Consider the following 17,387-nt stretch of genomic DNA (forward strand, 5'->3'; position numbering starts at 1 on the left):
GGGCCGGCGGGCCGGGCCCCCCCCGCGCCCCCCCCCCCGGCGCGCCCCCCCCCCCCCCCCCCGCGCCCCCCCCCCCCCCCCCCCCCCCCGCCCCCCCGCCCCGGCTGGAGCGTGCGATCAGCCCTGGGGGTGGTGGGCCGGGATCGGGGGGAGCTCGCCGGTGGTCTCGTAGGCGGTGAGCATGTCGATGCGGCGGGTGTGGCGCTCCTCGCCGGAGTACGGGGTCGCCAGGAAGGCCTCGATGAAGCCGACGGCCTCGTCCTGGGTGTGCATCCGGCCGCCGACGGAGATCACGTTGGCGTTGTTGTGCTCACGGCCGAGCTTCGCGGTCTCGACGCTCCAGGCCAGGATGGCGCGCACGCCCTTGACCTTGTTCGCGGCGATCTGTTCGCCGTTGCCGGAGCCGCCGATGACGATGCCGAGGCTGTCGGCGTCCGCCGCGGTCTTCTCCGCGGCGCGCAGGCAGAACGGCGGGTAGTCGTCGACGGCGTCGTAGATGTGGGGCCCGCAGTCGACGGGCTCGTGGCCGTTGTCCTTGAGCCAGTCCACGAGGTGGTTCTTCAGCTCAAAGCCGGCATGGTCAGATCCGAGGTACACGCGCATGGGTCGAGTGTGGCACGGCCGGCCTGGACTGCCGCTGGAGGGTGGCGGCGGGGGTGTGGCATGGGTCACTCGCCAAGCTCAAATTATGCCCAACAACCCAGACGGGACGGGGTGGGACGAAGGTCCCGGACTTTAGCCCCGGGCAACCTTCCGGAAGGAGGTCTTCCGTCTGGCGTTCATCTCAGGTTTCAATGCCGGGACTCGCAACCCGAGAACCTAAGGAATCGTCCATGAGCTCCACGACGACCCTTCAGAAGGCAGGCGACCCCTCCGGCACCCCCGGCGACGCCAAGCCCTCCGATGGTCTGAAGGCCGGTCTCAAGAACCGCCACCTGTCCATGATCGCCATCGGCGGCGTCATCGGAGCAGGACTCTTCGTCGGCTCCGGCGGCGGCATCGCCAAGACCGGTCCCGCCATCCTCGTGTCGTACGCACTCGTCGGAGCGATGGTCGTCTTCGTGATGCGCATGCTGGGCGAGATGGCCGCCGCGAGCCCGAACTCGGGCTCCTTCTCCGCTTACGCCGACCGCGCGCTCGGCCGCTGGGCCGGTTTCTCCATCGGCTGGCTGTACTGGTTCTTCTGGGTCGTCGTCCTGGCCGTGGAGGCCACCGCCGGCGCGAAGATCCTCGAAGGCTGGATACCGGCCGTCCCGCAGTGGGGATGGGCGCTGATCGTGATGGCGGTCCTGACCGTCACCAACCTCGGCTCCGTAGCCTCCTACGGCGAGTTCGAGTTCTGGTTCGCGGGCATCAAGGTCGTCGCCATCGGCGCGTTCGTGATCGTCGGCATGCTCGCCGTCTTCGGCGTGCTGCCGGGCTCGGACAACCCGGGTGCGGGATTCGCGCACCTCACGGACACCGGCGGGTTCATGCCCAACGGCTGGGGCTCGATCCTCACCGGTGTGCTGATGGTCGTCTTCTCGTTCATGGGCAGTGAGATCGTCACCCTGGCCGCCGGTGAGTCCGAGGACCCGCGCCGCGCGGTCACCAAGGCCACCAACTCGGTGATCTGGCGCATCGGCGTCTTCTACCTCGGCTCGATCTTCATCGTGCTGACCCTGCTGCCGTGGAACGACAAGTCGATCGTCGACAAGGGCTCCTACGTCGCCGCCCTCGACTCGATCGGCATCGCGCACGCCGGTCAGATCATGAACGTGATCGTCCTGACGGCCGTGCTGTCCTGCCTGAACTCGGGCCTGTACACCGCTTCGCGCATGGCGTTCTCGCTGGGCGAGCGCGGTGACGCCCCGAAGGCGTTCGCCAAGGTGAGCAAGAACGGTGTGCCGACCGCCGCGATCCTGGGGTCCGTGGTCTTCGGCTTCCTCGCCGTGTACTTCAACTACGCGTTCCCGGACACGGTCTTCGACTTCCTGCTGAACTCCTCGGGTGCGATCGCGCTCTTCGTGTGGCTGGTCATCTGCCTGACCCAGCTGCGGATGCGCCGGATCCTGGAGCGGGAGGCGCCGGAGAAGCTCACCGTCAAGATGTGGCTCTTCCCGGGTCTGACCTGGATCACCGCCGGCATGATCACCTTCGTCCTGGCCTACATGGTCTACGACAAGGACAACCGCGAGACCGTGATGCTGTCGCTGCTGGTCGCGGCGGTCGTCCTGGTGATCGGCGCGGTCCGCGACTGGCGCCGCAAGGCCGCCGGGGCCCACACGCCCGCGTAGTCCCGGGGAACCCCCCGCGCAGCAGCCCCGGACCACGCTCGTGGTCCGGGGCTGCTCCGTTTCGCGTACGGCGGCTCAGCGGCGGTCGAGGAGCTTCCACGTCGCGGGCAGCAGGCCCATCGCCAGCGCCGCCTTGACGGCGTCGCCGATCAGGAACGGGGTCAAGCCGCCCGCCACCGCCGCACCGAGGGACATCCCGGTGGACAGGGCCAGGTACGGGACGCCCACCGCGTAGACGAGGGCCGAGCCGAGCACCATCGTGCCCGCCGTGCGCAGGACGGAGCGGTCCGCGCCGCGCCGGGCGAGGGCGCCGACGACGGTGGAGGCGAGGAGCATGCCGAGCACGTAGCCGAAGGTGGCGCCGCCCGCGCCCGAGGCGCCGTGCGCGAACCACGGCACGCCGGCCATGCCGACGAGCGTGTAGAGCGCCATGGAGAGGAAGGAGCGGCCGGCGCCGAGCGCGGCGCCGACGAGCAGTGCGGCGAAGGTCTGTGCGGTGATCGGCACGATCAGGCCCGGCACCTTGACCGAGATCTGGGCGGCGACGCCCATGAGCGCGGCTCCGCCGACGACGAGCGCCACGTCACGGACGCGGCTCGCGGGCAGCAGGTCGGCGAGGACGGCGCCGGGCCGGGAGGAGACGGAAGCAGTGCTCATCAGGGGACTCCGCGTGGGGGTGATCGGATGACGGGACGATCATCGACGTTAGTCCGGGGCCGGGCGCCGCCCCACCGCCGCCAGGAACAAGCCGTACTGCGCGGTTTGGTGGGGAGTGGACAAAAACCCTTCCCCATACCAGAGTTGCAGTGATCCCCATCACGACCCACTAGAGACTCCACGTCCGTTTTGCGTAGACGAACACCCTCCGGCGAGACTGTAGGGTCCCTCCAATCTGCGCGAATCCCCCTCGCCACCAGGCCGAACGAGAGTACGAGCCCACCCTCATGCGCGACCGCCTGACCGACAAGCACGCCGCCCAAGCGGACGGGCTTTCCCCCGAACCCCCCGAACCCCTGAGCCACAGCCTCAAGCAGCGCCACCTGACCATGCTGGGTCTCGGCGGAGTGATCGGCGCCGGGCTCTTCGTCGGCTCCGGCGCCGGCATCTCGATCGCCGGACCCGCGATCATCTGCTCGTACCTGCTCGCCGGCGTCCTCGCAATGCTCGTGATGCGGATGCTCGGCGAGATGTCGGCCGCGATGCCCGCGTCCGGTTCGTTCTCCGTCTACGCGGAGAAGGCGCTGGGGCGGTGGGCGGGTTTCTCGGCGGGGTGGCTGTACTGGTTCCTGCTGGTCGTGGTGCTGGCCGTGGAGGCGACGGGCGCAGCGAAGATCGCGAACGGCTGGCTGCCCGCGGTCGACCAGTGGGTCTGGGTGCTGATCTTCATGGTGGTCTTCACCGTCACCAACCTGACCGCCGTGAAGAACTTCGGCGAGTTCGAGTTCTGGTTCGCGGCCCTCAAGGTCGCCGCCATCGTGCTCTTCCTGATCCTGGCGACGCTGGCGGTCTTCGGCCTGCTCCCCGACACCGACCCGGTCGGCGTGGGCAACCTGACGGGCCACGGCGGGTTCTTCCCCAAGGGCTTCGGCGGGGTGGTCGCCGGCATGCTCGCGGTCGTCTTCGCCTTCGGCGGCCTGGAGGTCGTCACCATCGCGGCCGCCGAGTCCGACGACCCGGCCCGCTCCGTCGCCCGCGCGGTGCGCAGCGCGGTGTGGCGCATCCTCTTCTTCTACGTCGGCTCGATGCTGGTGATCGTGACCCTGCTGCCCTGGGATTCGCTGGAGCCGGGGCAGAGCCCGTACGTGGCCGTGCTGGACTCCATCGGCATCCCGTCGGCCGGCCAGATCATGGAGATCGTGGTGTTCGTGGCGCTGCTGTCCGCGCTGAACGCCAACCTGTACGGGTCCTCCCGCATGGTCTTCTCGCTGGCCGAGCGGGGCGAGGCGCCCAAGGGGCTGCTCAAGGTGTCCGGGGGCGGGGTGCCGCGCCGCGCGGTGTTCGCGTCGGTCGCGTTCGGGTTCGTGTCGGTGGTGCTGAACCTGCTGTGGCCGGACACGGTGTTCCTCTACATGCTCAACGCGGTGGGCGCGGTGTTGCTGTTCGTGTGGGCGCTGATCGCGGTCTCGCAGCTGAGGCTGCGCCGGCGGATCGAGCGGGAGATGCCGGAGCGGCTGACGCTGCCGATGTGGTGCTTCCCGTTCCTCACCTGGGCGGCGCTGCTCGGCATGGCGGCGGTCCTGGTGCTGATGCTGTTCGACGATTCGGCGCGGCCGCAGCTGCTGTGGTCCTCCGGGGCGGCCGCGGTGGTGCTGGCGATCGCGGGCGTACGGGAACTGCGGGCCCGCCGGGCCTGACGCAGCCCTGCCGGGCACCGTATGAGCCTGCCGCCCGAGTCCACCACCCGAGCACCGCCCGGACCATCGCCCGGCCCATCGCCCGGCCCACAACCGGGCCCACTGTCCGCATGATGGACACGGCGCATCCGGTTATCGGACGGTGGGCAAGATGGCGCCATGAGTCAGAGCACCGCCGACGAGAGCACCACCGCCCCGCCCGAACAGCAGGCGCCGCCCGGGACCGGCCACGGATCGCCCCTCGCCGGCGGCCTCAAGCAACGCCACCTGTCCATGATCGCCCTCGGTGGGGTCATCGGCGCCGGCCTCTTCGTCGGCTCCGGCGCCGGCATCGCGGCGGCGGGTCCCTCGATCGTGCTCGCGTACGCCGTGTCCGGGCTGCTGGTGATGTGTGTGATGCGGATGCTCGGCGAGATGTCCGCCGCGAACCCCGCCTCGGGCTCGTTCTCCGTCCACGCGGAGCGAGCGATCGGCCCGTGGGCCGGGTTCACGGCCGGCTGGATGTTCTGGACGCTGCTGTGCGTCGGCGTCGCCATCGAGGGGATCGGTGCGGCGCACATCATGACGGGCTGGTTCCCGGGCACCGCGTCGTGGATGTGGGTGCTGCTCTTCATGGTGGTGTTCACCGTCAGCAACCTGACCGCCGTGAAGAACTTCGGCGAGTTCGAGTTCTGGTTCGCCGCCCTCAAGATCGGGGCGATCGCGCTGTTCCTGGGCCTCGGGGTGCTGGCCGTCCTGGGGCTGCTGCCCGGGACCTCCTCCCCCGGCGCCGCACACCTGGTCCACGAAGGCGGCTTCCTGCCCGAGGGGGTGGACGGGCTGCTCGTCGGCCTGCTCGCGTCGGTGGTCGCGTACGGCGGGCTGGAGACGGTGACGATCGCGGCAGCCGAGTCCGAGGACCCGGTCAAGGGCGTGGCCCGGGCCGTGCGGACCACCATGTGGCGGATCGCGATCGTCTACGTCGGCTCGATGCTGGTCATCGTCACGCTGCTGCCGTGGAACGACCCGGCGGTGGTCGAACACGGCCCGTACGCCGCCGCCCTGGACCACCTCGGCATCCCGGCCGCGGGCCAGATCATGAACGTGGTCATCCTGATCGCCCTGATGTCGGCGATGAACGCCAACATCTACGGCTCCTCGCGCATGGCCCACTCGCTGGTGTCCCGGGGCCAGGGCCCGAGGGCGCTGGGCAAGGTCAGCGGCGGTGTGCCGCGCCGGGCGGTGCTGGCCTCCTCCGGCTTCGGGTTCGTCACCGTGCTGCTGTCCTACTGGTACCCGGACACCCTGTTCGCCTGGCTGCTGAACATGGTGGGCGGGGTGATCCTCGTCGTCTGGGGCTTCATCGGCGTCTCCCAGATGGTGCTGCGCCGCCGCCTGGAGCGGGAGGCTCCGGGGAAGCTGGTCGTACGGATGTGGGGCTTCCCGTACCTGACGTGGGTCGCGCTGGCCGGGGTCGCCGGGGTGCTGGTCCTGATGGCCCTGGGCGAGGACACCCGGATCCAGGTCGTCTTCACGGCCGGACTGACGGCCGTCCTCGCGGTGGCCGGCCTGGTGCGCGGGCGGCGGACCGCGGCCGCCTGACCGATCCGCGGCAGCCGAGGCGCGTTCCGTGCGGGGCACGGGGCGCGCCTTCGTCGTGCGCGGCACGAAGGCAGGCGACCCTTACGTGCGTTCGGAAATAGATACTGTTAGCGTGCAGTTGCGCATTGGTTGCAATAAGCAGTTGGCACGCCGAGGGGACCGGAACACGCATGGCCATCTACACGCTTCCTGAGCTTCCGTACGACTACGCGGCACTTGAGCCGGTGATCAACCCGCAGATCATCGAGCTGCACCACGACAAGCACCACGCGGCCTACGTCGCCGGCGCCAACACCACGCTGGAGCAGCTGGAGGAGGCGCGCGACAAGGAGAACTGGGGCGCGCTGAACGGCCTGGAGAAGAACCTGGCCTTCCACCTCTCCGGCCACATCCTGCACAGCATCTACTGGCACAACATGGCCAGCCCGAAGACCGGCGAGGGCGGCGGCGAGCCGACCGCCGCCGACGGCGTCGGCGACCTCGCGGACGCGATCACCGAGTCCTTCGGCTCCTTCGCCAAGTTCAAGAAGCAGCTGACCTTCGCGGCCTCCGCCACGCAGGGCTCGGGCTGGGGCGTGCTCGCGTACGAGCCGATCAGTGGCCGTCTGATCGTCGAGCAGGTCTACGACCACCAGGGCAACGTCGGCCAGGCCTCGGTGCCGGTCCTGGTCTTCGACGCCTGGGAGCACGCCTTCTACCTGCAGTACAAGAACCAGAAGGTGGACTTCATCGAGGCGATGTGGAACGTCGTCAACTGGCAGGACGTCGCCAAGCGCTACGCGGACGCCAAGGCCAACACCCCGCTGCTGATCCCCGTCAAGGGCTGATCGGCGCCAAGGCCCGGCCGCCTCGTGATCGTCTTCTCAACCTTCACCGGCGGGCGTGTACAGCGGAAGACCCCCGTGAGGACGTGACTCACGGGGGTCTTCCGTATGCGGATCCGGGGCGCCTACTCGAAGACGGGCCCCCGGGTACGGGTGCGCTTGATCTCGTAGAAGCCCGGGGTGGACGCGACGAGCAGGGTGCCGTCCCACAGCCGGGCGGCGGCCTCGCCGCGCGGGGCCGGCGTCACCACCGGCCCGAAGAAGGCCACCTCGGCGCCGTCGGCGCCGGGCACGGAGATCACCGGGGTGCCGACCTCCTGGCCGACCCGGTCGATGCCGTCGTTGTGCGAGGCGCGCAGCACCTCGTCGTACTCGTCGGAGTCGGCGTAGGCGAGCAGCTCGGCCGGGAGGCCGACCTCCGCCAGCGCCTCGGCGATGACCTCGCGGGTCGCGCCCTTGTCCTCGTTGTGGATGCGGGTGCCGAGGGCCGTGTAGAGCTTGCCGGTGTACTCGTCACCGTGCTTCTGCTGGGCCGCTATGACCACGCGCACCGGCGCCCAGCCCTTCGGGCCGAGGATCTCGCGGTAGCGCTCGGGCAGCTCTTCGAGCTTGTTCTCGTTGAGGACGGCAAGGCTCATCACGTGCCAGCGGACCTCGATGTCGCGCACCTTCTCGACTTCGAGCATCCAGCGCGAGGTCATCCACGCCCAGGGGCAGAGCGGGTCGAACCAGAAATCGACCGGGGTCTTCCCGCGCACCTGCGTGTCGGCCATGTCTCTCCTCAAGTCGTTCACCCGAATCCGGTCACGTTGCCCCCTCCCCAACCGGCTCCGAGCCGCTCGCATTCCCCCCGTGCGAGGATTCGGCCAAGACCGCGATCACGCACGAAGGAGTGCAGGTGCCCGGAGAGAATCTGTCCCGTGACGAGGCCCGCGAACGGGCCGAGCTGCTGACCGTCGACGGGTACGAGGTGTCCCTCGACCTGAGGTCGGCGGTGGACGAGGCCGAACCGGCCGACGGCCCGCGGACCTTCCGGTCGGTGACGACGATCCGCTTCCGGGCCGCGACCGCGGACGGTTCCACGTTCGCCGACCTGATCGCCCCCTCGGTGAACACGATCACCCTGAACGGGCGCGCGCTGAACCCGTCCGCCGTCTTCGACGGCTCGCGGATCGCCCTGGACGGCCTCGCCACCGAGAACGTCCTGGTGGTCGACGCGAACTGCGCCTACAGCCGCACCGGCGAGGGCATGCACCGCTTCGTGGACCCGGAGGACGGCGAGGTCTACCTCTACACCCAGTACGAGCCGGCCGACGCCCGGCGGGTGTACGCCAACTTCGAGCAGCCGGACCTGAAGGCGCCCTACCGCTTCGAGGTCACCGCGCCCGAGGGCTGGCAGGTGTGGAGCAACGGGGTCGAGGAGTCCCGGGAGGGGCTGACCCGGCGCTTCGCCGAGACCGCGCCGATCTCCACGTACATCACCTGCGTGGTGGCGGGCCCGTACCACTACGTCACGGACACCTACACGCGCGGGGACCTGACGATCCCGCTCGGCGCGATGTGCCGCAAGGGCCTGGCGAAGCACTTCGACGCGGACGACGTCTTCCTCGTCACGAAGCAGGGCTTCGACCTGTTCCACGAGCTGTTCGACTACCCGTACCCGTTCGGCAAGTACGACCAGGCGTTCGTGCCCGAGTACAACCTGGGCGCGATGGAGAACCCGGGCATGGTGACTTTCCGGGAGGAGTACATCTTCCGCGGGAAGGTCACGCAGGCCTCGTACGAGCGGCGCGCGAACGTCATCCTGCACGAGATGGCGCACATGTGGTTCGGCGACCTGGTCACCATGAAGTGGTGGGACGACCTGTGGCTCAAGGAGTCCTTCGCCGACTTCATGGGCTCGTTCGGGCTGGTCGAGGCGACCCGGTTCGACCAGGCGTGGGTGACCTTCGCCAACAACCGCAAGGCGTGGGCCTACCGGGCCGACCAGCTGCCCTCCACGCACCCGATCACGGCCGACATCCCTGACCTGGAGGCCGCGAAGCTGAACTTCGACGGCATCACCTACGCCAAGGGCGCGGCGGTGCTCAAGCAGCTCGTCGCCTACGTCGGGCGGGAGGCGTTCCTGGAGGGCGCGCGGCGCTACTTCAAGGCGAACGCGTACGGGAACACCACCCTGGAGGACCTGCTGTCGGTGCTCGGGGAGGTCTCGGGCCGGGACATGGCCGAGTGGTCGCGGGCGTGGCTCCAGACGGCCGGTGTGAACGCGCTGGCGCCGGAGGTCACCTACGGCGAGGACGGCCGGATCGGCGAACTCGCGGTGGTGCAGGAGGGCGACGAGCTGCGCCCGCACCGGGTCGCGGTGGGCCTGTACCGGCTCGAGGACGGCGCCCTGGTGCGGTACGCACGCACCGAGGCGGACGTCGCGGGGGCGCGTACGGCCGTGGCGGAACTGGCCGGGCAGGAGCGGCCCGACCTCATCCTGGTCAACGACGACGACCTCACCTACTGCAAGATCCGCTTCGACGAGGGTTCGCTGGCGACGCTGCGCACGCACCTGGGCGACGTACGGGACCCCCTCGCCCGGGCCCTGTGCTGGTCGGCGCTGTGGAACCTGACGCGCGACGCCCTGATGCCGGCCCGCGACTTCGTCTCGCTGGTCCTGGCCCACTCCGGCCGGGAGAGCGACCTCGGGGTGCTCCAGATGCTGCACCACCAGGCCCTGACGGCCGTCACCCACTACGCGGCGCCCGAGTGGCGCGAGCAGGGCGGGCGGGTGCTGTCGGCGGTCGCGCTCCAGGAGTTGCGCTTCTCGGAGCCGGCGTCCGAGCACCAGCTGATCTGGGCCCGCTTCTTCGCGGCGGGCGCCACGACGGAGGGCGACTTCCAGCTGCTGCTCGGGCTGCTCGACGGTTCGGCGCGCATCGAGGGGCTGGAGGTCGATCAGGAGCTGCGCTGGGACTTCCTGCTGCCGCTGACCGCGCACGGGGCGGTGGACGAGGGCGTCCTGGCCGCGGAACTGGCGCGCGACGACACGGCGTCGGGCCGCCGCCACCACGTGCGGTGCCTGGCGGCCAGGCCGTCGGCGGCGGTCAAGGACCAGGCGTGGGCTGCGGTCGTGGAGTCCGACGCACTGTCGAACGCGCTGGTCGAGGCCACGATCGCGGGGATGCAGCAGTCTTCGCAGCGGGCCCTTCTGGCGCCTTACACGGAGCGGTACTTCGAGGCGATCGAGCGGGTGTGGGCCGAGCGGTCGATCCAGATCGGGATGGACGTGGTGAAGGGCCTGTACCCGGCCCTGCAGGACTCGGCCGCCACGCTGGAGGCGACGGACGCGTGGCTGGCGGCGCGCGAGTCGGCTCCGCCGGCGCTGCGGCGGCTGGTGATCGAGTCCCGGGACGACCTCGCCCGCGCGCTGCGCGCCCAGGCGTGTGACGCGGGCGCCGCCACCGGCGCCGCCGCCGTCGGATAGTCGCACAGAGCGCTTCCCGCCCGGCCGGGCCGGCCCTGCCCCAGCGCCGGACACCGGACGTCGTCGCCGGTGACCAGCCGGTCCGGGCGGGAAGCGAACGGCGGTATCGGCTTTCGAACGGCCGTACTTTAGTGCGGGCTTGTCCCGATTTGTCGACGGGAACGTAACAGGGGTTAGCGGGCCCCCGCAGTGCGGGAATCTCCGCCGCATGAACCACAACGCGCCCCTCCCCCTCACCCACCTCACCGGCAGCCGCCCCCGCGTGCTCACCCTCGCGCAGCTCCGCGAGCACGGCGTCAGCGCCTCCGACGCCGCCGGCCGGGCCTGGCAGCAGATCCTGCCGGGGGTGTTCCTGCTCCACCCCGGCCCCCCGACCAGCGAGGAGCGGCTGCACGCCGCCCTGCTGTACGCCGGGCGCCGCACAGCCGACGAGGCCATGATCACCGGGCTCGCCGCCCTCGCCCTGTACCGGTTCGGCGCGGCCCCCGCGCTCACGGCGCTCGCGGACATCGACGTACTCGTCTCGAACACCCGCCGGCTGCGGTCCACCGGCGGCGTCCGGATCATCCGCACGCACACCCCGCCCCGGCCGATGCAGGTGACCGGCCTGCCCGTCGCCCCCGTGGCCCGCGCCCTCGCCGACGCCGTCGCCCGGCTCTCCGACGCCGCTACGGTACGCCGCCTGCTGAGCGAGGCCGTCCGGGCGGGACACTGCGAACCGGCCGCCGTGGTGCGGGAGCTGACGGTGGCCCGGCTGCTGAACCGGCCGCACGTGGTCGACGCCGTCGAGTCCCTGCTCGCCGAGGGCCGGGCCATCGCGGAGGACCGGCTGTACCAGCTCGTACGGGGCTACGAGCTCCCGGAGCCGGTCTGGAACGTGGACCTGCGCCTGCCTGGTGGTCCCCACCTCGGCGGGGTCGACGCGTACTGGCCCGACCAAGCCGTCGCCGTCGAGATCGACACCCGGGCCCCCCGCCAGGGCGAGGACGAGCAGTGGTCGGAGACCGTCCGCAAGCGGGACGCCCTGGAACGGCTCGGGGTGACCGTCATCCACATCACCCCGCGCAAGCTGCGCGACTGGCCCGAGCAGCAGGCGGCGGTCGTCCGGACCGCGCTGACGGCGTCCGTCGACCGGGAGCCGGCCGCCTACCTGGTGGTCCTGCCCCGGTGATCCGGGAGCGCCGGATTGGCCGGGGAGTATTCCGGGGCGCTCCACAGCAGCCGTCCCGGATGCAGGCTCTGCACCGCCGACTCCACCACGAAGCGCACCCGCCGCTCGCCGCCGGCCCCGAACTCGGTCCGGGCCCGCCCGCTGAGCTGGAGCACCGCCCCGCTCTCCCAGTCGGGGAACAGCAGTCCGGCCCGGGGGTCGGCGACCAGGTTCCCCAGGGTCATGAACATCGCGTTGCCCGGGTAGTCCGGCCAGGACAGCTCGGCCGGCGAGTGCACCTCCACGAAGCCGGGCAGACCGCCCCGGTGGCTGGCGTCGGCCCCGTCGCGCCCGGCGGTGGTGGCGATGAAGAACGTGTCGGCGGCCCGGACGGCCCGCGCCTGGCCCGGGGTGAGCACGCCCCCGCGGCTGACGACACCGCTGCCCGTCCGCTCGCGCAGCAGGGGCCGGCGCTTCTGGAGGTACTTCGGGCAGTTGGCGAAGACCTGCTCGGCCGCCACCGCGAACCCGTCCGGGGTGGCCTCCAGGGTGCCGTTGAGGCGCATCCGGCGCCGGGTGCGCGGGTCGAGCGAGAGGGTGCCGACCGCGGTACCGGTGGTGGCGAGGGCCCCGGCCAGGGGGTCGCCTTCCGGCAGGCCGCCCTCGACCTCGATCCGGCGCCGCCCGGTGGCCCGTACGAAGCCGGGGACGCCGGTGAGCAGGGAGGCCCACAGCCGGCCCCCGCCGTCGGACGCGCCGACGACGAGGTGCGGCTGCTGGGCGAGGAAGGCGGCGGCCACCTCGCGGATGTCGGCGCCGATCGAGCGGCCGACGTGCTCGGCGAGGTCCCGGACACCGGCCTGTTCCTGAACGGCCAGGGAGCCCCAGTGGTACCCGGACATTAGAAGAATCCGCAGGTCGGGGCCCCGGGGGTGGGTACGGGAGCATCCTCGGCGCCGCTGGGGACGGAGATCTCCAGGCGGGTCCCGTCCGGGTCGTGGAAGAAGATGCCGCCCGATGCCGCTCCCTCGCGGTGGGCCACGACACCGTCGTGGGCGAACCGCACGCCGAGACGGCGCAGCCTGATCTCGTACTCCCGTACCTCCTCGACGGTCCCGGCGGACAGGGCCAGGTGGTGCAGGCCCGCGGAGGCCGGCTCGTACCCGCTCTCGGCCTGCTGCCAGAGCGTGAGGACGAGGTCGCCTCCCTGGCCGAGGAAGGCGAAGCGGCGGCCGTCCTCCTTGCCCTCGCCGAGGAGTTCGAAGCCGAGGGCGTCCCGGTAGAACGCGAGCGAGCGGGTGATATCGGTGACGTTCAGGCCCACGTGGCCGGTGCGCAGCGTGCTGATGACAGCCGTCACGGCTGCCCCCTTCCAGAGTTGTCCAGCGAGGTTTCTAACCTTCTAAATTCAACTTAGGGGTTACAGAAGGCGACGTCAACCGGTCACGTACGCTTGACGGGTTAGCGAAGGCCCGGAGACGGGTCGCGGACCGGGCGAGGAGGCCTTTCATGACGGCGCAGAGCCCGGCGGATCCGCGCCCGCTGACCGGCGAGCCGGTCTCCCTCGACCTGCTGAACACGCGCTGGATGATGGACGGCGAGGTCGCGGACCTGTTCGGCGGGGCCTTCGGGCTGAGCCGCCTGGAGGGGCTCGCCGTCTGGCTGGAGAGCAGCGGCCTGGCCGGCCGCTTCCGCGCCGACGCCCCGACCCTGGTGCACCTGCTGACCGCCCGCGAGTCGCTGGCCCGCGCGGTGGCGGACCCCGCCGACGAGGGCGCGCGCGCACTCGTCGACGCCGTGCTGGAGCACGGCCGGATCCGGGCCACGCTGACCGCCGAAGGGCCGGGCGAGCGGGCCGAGTTCACCGATCCCGCCTGGGGGCCGGCCTGGATCGCGGCCCGCGACTACCTGGAACTGCTGGCCTCCGCGCCCGACCGGATCCGCAAGTGCGCTTCCGAGACCTGCGTACTGCACTTCCACGACACCTCGCGCAACGGCACCCGGCGCTGGTGCTCGATGGCCGTCTGCGGAAACCGGGCGAAGGCCTCACGGCACTACGCGCGCACGCGCGTGCGCTGAACGGTCGGAAGTTGTCACACCGGCGGCGCGTCCGGGCGCAGGTTCACGCCTGACGCACCGCCGGAAAGTCGACAAGTCCACTCACCAACCCCTGCAAGTCGCCCCCCTATGCCCCGTTGCATCCCCGCTGGCGCATCCTCCGCTGTGGCGAGAGTCCGCCATGTCAGGTCTCGGTCAATGACATGTCTCCCCAAACAGTGGTCACTTGCGCAAGGCTGACCGGTCATCCGGCACCGAAATCCGGACCGTATCTTTCTCTTAGCCAGGGATGCTGATGACCCTCGAATCCCCCAGCTCCACAACCGGGGCAATACCGGCCTCCAGGCGCGTCGCCCGCGTCGCGGCGGCCGCAGGCCTGGTGGCCGCGCTCTGCGCGTCCGGGGCGATGCCCGTCTTCGCCGCGACGGGAGCCACCGACCCCGGCGCCCCGGCGGCGGTCAAGTCCGCGGACCAGAAGCTCGGTTCGTCCGACGCCGAACTGCTCCAGGACGCCAAGGCCAAGGGTGACGCGACCGTCACCGTCATGGTGGCCACCGCGCCCGGTCAGACCAAGCAGGTCGCCGACCAGCTGGGCGCCGTACAGGGCGCTTCGGTGGGCCAGACGAACGACAAGCTCGGCTACGTGCGCGCCACGATCCCCACCGGCAAGGCCGAGGCCGCGCTGAAGGAAGCCGGCAAGCTGTCCTCGGTCCACGCCATGGACCTCAAGCACGAGATCCAGCTGTCGGACCCGCGGCCGGACTCGGGCAAGGACGCCGGCGCGAGCCAGAAGACCGCGGCCGAGACCTACCCGGGGCCGGGCAAGGACACCCCGGCGAAGAACCCGTACAACCCGTCCTTCGAGACGGGCGCGGTCGACTTCGTCGCCCAGCACCCCGAGGCCGACGGCCGCGGCGTGACCATCGGCATCCTGGACTCCGGCGTCGACCTCGGTCACCCCGCGCTCCAGAAGACCACCACCGGCGAGCGCAAGATCGTCGACTGGGTCACCGCGACCGACCCGATCACGGACAACGACGGCACCTGGCGCGCCCAGATCACCCCGGTCACGGCCACGGGCGGCACCTTCACCGCCGCCGGTCAGAGCTGGAAGGCCCCCGAGGGCTCTTTCCAGTTCAGCCGCTTCAGCGAGTCGATCACCGCCACCGGTGACGAGAAGGGCGACGTCAACCGCGACGGGGACACGACCGACAAGTTCGGCATGCTCTACGACCCGGTCGCCGGCACCGTCCGCGTCGACACCGACCAGGACGGCGACTTCACGAACAACGAGCCGATGAAGCCGTACAAGGACGGCTACCAGATCGGCTACTTCGGCACGGACAACCCGGCGACCGACGTCGTCGAGCGCGTCCCGTTCGTGATCCAGATCCGCAAGGACGTCCCGATGGACCCGCTGGGTGGTGACTGGGTCGGCAAGAAGGCCGACTTCGTCAACATCGGCATCATCGAGTCCGAGCACGGCACGCACGTCGCGGGCATCACCGCCGCCAACAGCCTCTTCGGCGGCAAGATGAACGGCGAGGCGCCCGGCGCCAAGATCGTCTCCTCGCGCGCCTGCTCCTGGTCCGGCGGCTGCACCAACGTCGCGCTGACCGAGGGCATGATCGACCTGGTCGCCAACCGCGGCGTGGACATCGTGAACATGTCCATCGGCGGTCTGCCTGCGCTCAACGACGGCAACAACGCCCGCGCCGAGCTCTACAAGAACCTGATCGACACCTACGGCGTCCAGCTGGTCATCTCGGCCGGCAACGAGGGCCCCGGCCTCAACACGATCGGCGACCCCGGTCTCGCGGACAAGGTCATCTCCGTGGGCGCGGCGGTCTCCAAGGAGACCTGGGCCGCCAACTACGGCTCCGGCGTCACCAAGAAGTACGACATGTTCCCCTTCTCCTCGCGCGGTCCGCGTGAGGACGGCGGGTTCACGCCGACCATCACCGCCCCCGGCGCGGCCATCAACACCACGCAGACCTGGCTGCCCGGCTCCCCGGTGAAGGAGGCCGGCTACGGCCTGCCGGCCGGCTACTCCATGCTCCAGGGCACCTCGATGTCCTCGCCGCAGGCGACGGGCGCCAGCGCCCTGCTCCTCTCGGCGGCCAAGCAGCAGCACATGACCGTCACCCCGGCGAGCCTGCGCGTGGCGCTCACCAGCACGGCGAAGAAGATCGCCGACGTCCCGGCGCACGCCCAGGGCTCCGGTCTGATCAACGTCCTCGGCGCGTGGGAGTCCCTCCAGCGCGGCGCGAAGGCCAACGAGTTCACCGTCAAGGCGCCGGTCGACACCGCGATCGACCAGTTCCTCAAGACGCCTGGCTTCGGCACCGGCATCTACGACCGCGAGGGCGGCCTCAAGGTCGGCCAGAAGAAGGTGTACGACGTCGTCGTCACCCGCACCACCGGCGTCAAGTACGGCACCCGCCACAACCTGAGCTGGCGCAACGACGACGGCACCTTCAAGGTGGTCGGCGGCTACGACTACGTCACCCTGCCGCTGAACAAGCCCGTCACCATCAAGGTCGAGGCCAACGTCAAGTCGGCCGGCGTCCACAGCGGCATCCTCCAGCTGGACGACGAGACCACCGAGGGCATCGACAAGCAGGTCCTCGCCACCGTCGTCGCCTCGGCCCCGCTGGCCAAGCCGTCGTTCGCGCAGTCCCAGACCTCCTCGGTCCAGCGCAACAGCCACAAGTCGTACTTCGTGACGGTCCCGCAGGGCGCCAAGACCCTTGAGGTCGCCCTGGGCGGTCTCGCGGCGGGCAGCCAGACGCGCTTCATCTCGATCCACCCGTACGGTGTGGGCGTCGAGGACAGCGCGACGACCATGTGCTACCCGAACTACGACAACCCGGCGAACAAGTGCCGCCCCGACCTGCGCTCCTACGCCGACCCGACCCCGGGCGTGTGGGAGATCGAGGTCGAGGCGCGCCGCACGTCGCCGCTGCTCGACAACCCGTTCAAGCTGGACGTCTCGGTCCTCGGCGCCACCTTCGACCCCGCGGTCAAGGTGCTCCCCGAGGTCAAGCAGGGCGCCCCGGCACCCGTCCAGTGGAGCATCAAGAACGACGCCGCGGCGATCGCCGGCGGCAAGCTCCAGGGCGGCCCGCTCGGCTCCGCGAAGGTCGCCAAGCCGACCATCGCCGCCGGTGAGACCCAGACCACCGAGGTCACGGTCGGCGAGGGCGTCTCGCGCCTCGACGTCGCGATCGGCAAGGTCTCCGACGCCGCCGCCGACCTCGACCTCGAGGTCTACAAGGACGGCGTCAAGGTCGGCTCCTCCGCCGACGGCGACTCCGAGGAGGCCGTGAGCCTGCTCAACCCGGCCGCCGGCACCTACAGCATCAAGGTGATCGGCTACGCCGTCCCGTCGGGCAGCACCACGTACGACTACCGCGACGTGTACTTCTCGACCGCCCTGGGCTCCGTCCAGGTCGACGAGGCAGCCGCGGTGAACCTCGCCAACGGCGCGAGCGCGCAGGTCTCGGCGAACGTCCTGGTCAGCAGCCCGGCCCCCGAGGGCCGGCAGTTCTTCGGCCAGGTCCAGCTGCTGAACGGCCGCGGCACCGCCGCGGGCACCGGCAGCGTGCAGATCGACAAGGTCCTGCCGTAGTACGTACGACACCGGAGGGGCGGCGCTCGACCGAGCGCCGC

The 17,387-nt window shown here is 70.8% G+C and carries 13 protein-coding genes; 8 read left to right on the forward strand and 5 right to left on the reverse strand.

What is annotated here, in order from left to right:
• Positions 1 to 117 precede the first annotated feature (117 nt).
• Positions 118 to 603 (reverse strand): ribose-5-phosphate isomerase, encoded by a 486-nt coding sequence (locus tag ACIA6C_RS03490; RefSeq protein ID WP_366082338.1) that lies wholly within the window; start codon positions 601 to 603, stop codon positions 118 to 120.
• A 230-nt stretch (positions 604 to 833) separates the two neighbouring features.
• Here ACIA6C_RS03490 and ACIA6C_RS03495 point away from each other — a divergent pair, with 230 nt between their 5' ends.
• Positions 834 to 2,276 carry an amino acid permease gene (locus ACIA6C_RS03495; RefSeq protein ID WP_399272598.1) on the forward strand — a complete coding sequence of 481 codons (1,443 nt, stop codon included), beginning with the start codon at positions 834 to 836 and terminating at the stop codon, positions 2,274 to 2,276.
• Positions 2,277 to 2,351: 75 nt separating this feature from the next.
• Here ACIA6C_RS03495 and ACIA6C_RS03500 read toward each other — a convergent pair whose 3' ends face one another.
• On the reverse strand, positions 2,352 to 2,933 hold the full coding sequence (locus tag ACIA6C_RS03500; RefSeq protein ID WP_361136895.1) for a biotin transporter BioY: 582 nt from the start codon (positions 2,931 to 2,933) through the stop codon (positions 2,352 to 2,354).
• Positions 2,934 to 3,220: 287 nt separating this feature from the next.
• Here ACIA6C_RS03500 and ACIA6C_RS03505 point away from each other — a divergent pair, with 287 nt between their 5' ends.
• From ACIA6C_RS03505 to ACIA6C_RS03515, 3 genes are all read left to right on the forward strand, one after another.
• Positions 3,221 to 4,630 (forward strand): amino acid permease, encoded by a 1,410-nt coding sequence (locus tag ACIA6C_RS03505; protein ID WP_366082340.1) that lies wholly within the window; start codon positions 3,221 to 3,223, stop codon positions 4,628 to 4,630.
• Positions 4,631 to 4,789: 159 nt separating this feature from the next.
• Positions 4,790 to 6,211 carry an amino acid permease gene (locus tag ACIA6C_RS03510; RefSeq protein ID WP_399272601.1) on the forward strand — a complete coding sequence of 474 codons (1,422 nt, stop codon included), beginning with the start codon at positions 4,790 to 4,792 and terminating at the stop codon, positions 6,209 to 6,211.
• Positions 6,212 to 6,381: 170 nt separating this feature from the next.
• Complete coding sequence (locus ACIA6C_RS03515) at positions 6,382 to 7,038, forward strand: superoxide dismutase (protein WP_361136889.1); 657 nt, start codon at positions 6,382 to 6,384, stop codon at positions 7,036 to 7,038.
• A gap of 122 nt (positions 7,039 to 7,160) precedes the next feature.
• Here the strand turns inward: ACIA6C_RS03515 and ACIA6C_RS03520 are convergent, their stop codons facing one another.
• Positions 7,161 to 7,808, reverse strand: a complete 648-nt coding sequence (locus tag ACIA6C_RS03520; protein ID WP_361136887.1) for a DsbA family protein — start codon at positions 7,806 to 7,808, stop codon at positions 7,161 to 7,163.
• A 125-nt stretch (positions 7,809 to 7,933) separates the two neighbouring features.
• Between ACIA6C_RS03520 and pepN the strand changes: the two genes are divergently transcribed.
• Entirely contained in the window at positions 7,934 to 10,507 is a 2,574-nt protein-coding gene (pepN, locus tag ACIA6C_RS03525) for an aminopeptidase N (RefSeq protein ID WP_399272603.1), read from the forward strand.
• 208 nt (positions 10,508 to 10,715) lie between these two features.
• The gene (locus ACIA6C_RS03530) at positions 10,716 to 11,678 is read left to right on the forward strand and encodes a hypothetical protein (RefSeq protein WP_399272605.1); all 963 of its coding nucleotides are present in this window, start codon (positions 10,716 to 10,718) and stop codon (positions 11,676 to 11,678) included.
• Here ACIA6C_RS03530 and ACIA6C_RS03535 read toward each other — a convergent pair.
• Together ACIA6C_RS03535 and ACIA6C_RS03540 are read right to left on the reverse strand one after the other, a co-directional pair.
• Positions 11,654 to 12,559, reverse strand: a complete 906-nt coding sequence (locus tag ACIA6C_RS03535) for a pyridoxamine 5'-phosphate oxidase family protein (protein ID WP_399272607.1) — start codon at positions 12,557 to 12,559, stop codon at positions 11,654 to 11,656. The genes ACIA6C_RS03530 and ACIA6C_RS03535 overlap by 25 nt on opposite strands.
• Positions 12,559 to 13,017, reverse strand: a complete 459-nt coding sequence (locus ACIA6C_RS03540) for a VOC family protein (RefSeq protein ID WP_399272609.1) — start codon at positions 13,015 to 13,017, stop codon at positions 12,559 to 12,561. Before ACIA6C_RS03540 ends, ACIA6C_RS03535 begins: the two co-directional genes overlap by 1 nt.
• A 149-nt stretch (positions 13,018 to 13,166) precedes the next feature.
• On the opposite strand from ACIA6C_RS03540, the gene ACIA6C_RS03545 reads away from it, so the two are divergent.
• Both ACIA6C_RS03545 and ACIA6C_RS03550 read left to right on the forward strand, forming a co-directional pair.
• The gene (locus ACIA6C_RS03545; protein WP_399272611.1) at positions 13,167 to 13,736 is read left to right on the forward strand and encodes a CGNR zinc finger domain-containing protein; all 570 of its coding nucleotides are present in this window, start codon (positions 13,167 to 13,169) and stop codon (positions 13,734 to 13,736) included.
• 274 nt (positions 13,737 to 14,010) lie between these two features.
• Entirely contained in the window at positions 14,011 to 17,346 is a 3,336-nt protein-coding gene (locus ACIA6C_RS03550) for a S8 family serine peptidase (RefSeq protein ID WP_399272613.1), read from the forward strand.
• The last annotated feature ends 41 nt before the right edge of the window (positions 17,347 to 17,387 follow it).

This window comes from Streptomyces sp. NPDC051578, from assembly GCF_044454045.1.
Taxonomy (GTDB): Bacteria; Actinomycetota; Actinomycetes; order Streptomycetales; family Streptomycetaceae; genus Streptomyces.

Excerpts from the sequence above, each read along its gene's own strand:
- ACIA6C_RS03535 (WP_399272607.1), bottom strand. The coding sequence starts at position 12,559 with ATGTCCGGGTACCACTGGGGCTCCCTGGCCGTTCAGGAACAGGCCGGT.
- ACIA6C_RS03510 (WP_399272601.1), top strand. The coding sequence starts at position 4,790 with ATGAGTCAGAGCACCGCCGACGAGAGCACCACCGCCCCGCCCGAACAG.
- ACIA6C_RS03505 (WP_366082340.1), top strand. The coding sequence starts at position 3,221 with ATGCGCGACCGCCTGACCGACAAGCACGCCGCCCAAGCGGACGGGCTT.
- ACIA6C_RS03520 (WP_361136887.1), bottom strand. The coding sequence starts at position 7,808 with ATGGCCGACACGCAGGTGCGCGGGAAGACCCCGGTCGATTTCTGGTTC.
- ACIA6C_RS03515 (WP_361136889.1), top strand. The coding sequence starts at position 6,382 with ATGGCCATCTACACGCTTCCTGAGCTTCCGTACGACTACGCGGCACTT.
- ACIA6C_RS03545 (WP_399272611.1), top strand. The coding sequence starts at position 13,167 with ATGACGGCGCAGAGCCCGGCGGATCCGCGCCCGCTGACCGGCGAGCCG.
- ACIA6C_RS03490 (WP_366082338.1), bottom strand. The coding sequence starts at position 603 with ATGCGCGTGTACCTCGGATCTGACCATGCCGGCTTTGAGCTGAAGAAC.
- ACIA6C_RS03530 (WP_399272605.1), top strand. The coding sequence starts at position 10,716 with ATGAACCACAACGCGCCCCTCCCCCTCACCCACCTCACCGGCAGCCGC.
- ACIA6C_RS03550 (WP_399272613.1), top strand. The coding sequence starts at position 14,011 with ATGACCCTCGAATCCCCCAGCTCCACAACCGGGGCAATACCGGCCTCC.
- ACIA6C_RS03500 (WP_361136895.1), bottom strand. The coding sequence starts at position 2,933 with ATGAGCACTGCTTCCGTCTCCTCCCGGCCCGGCGCCGTCCTCGCCGAC.
- ACIA6C_RS03495 (WP_399272598.1), top strand. The coding sequence starts at position 834 with ATGAGCTCCACGACGACCCTTCAGAAGGCAGGCGACCCCTCCGGCACC.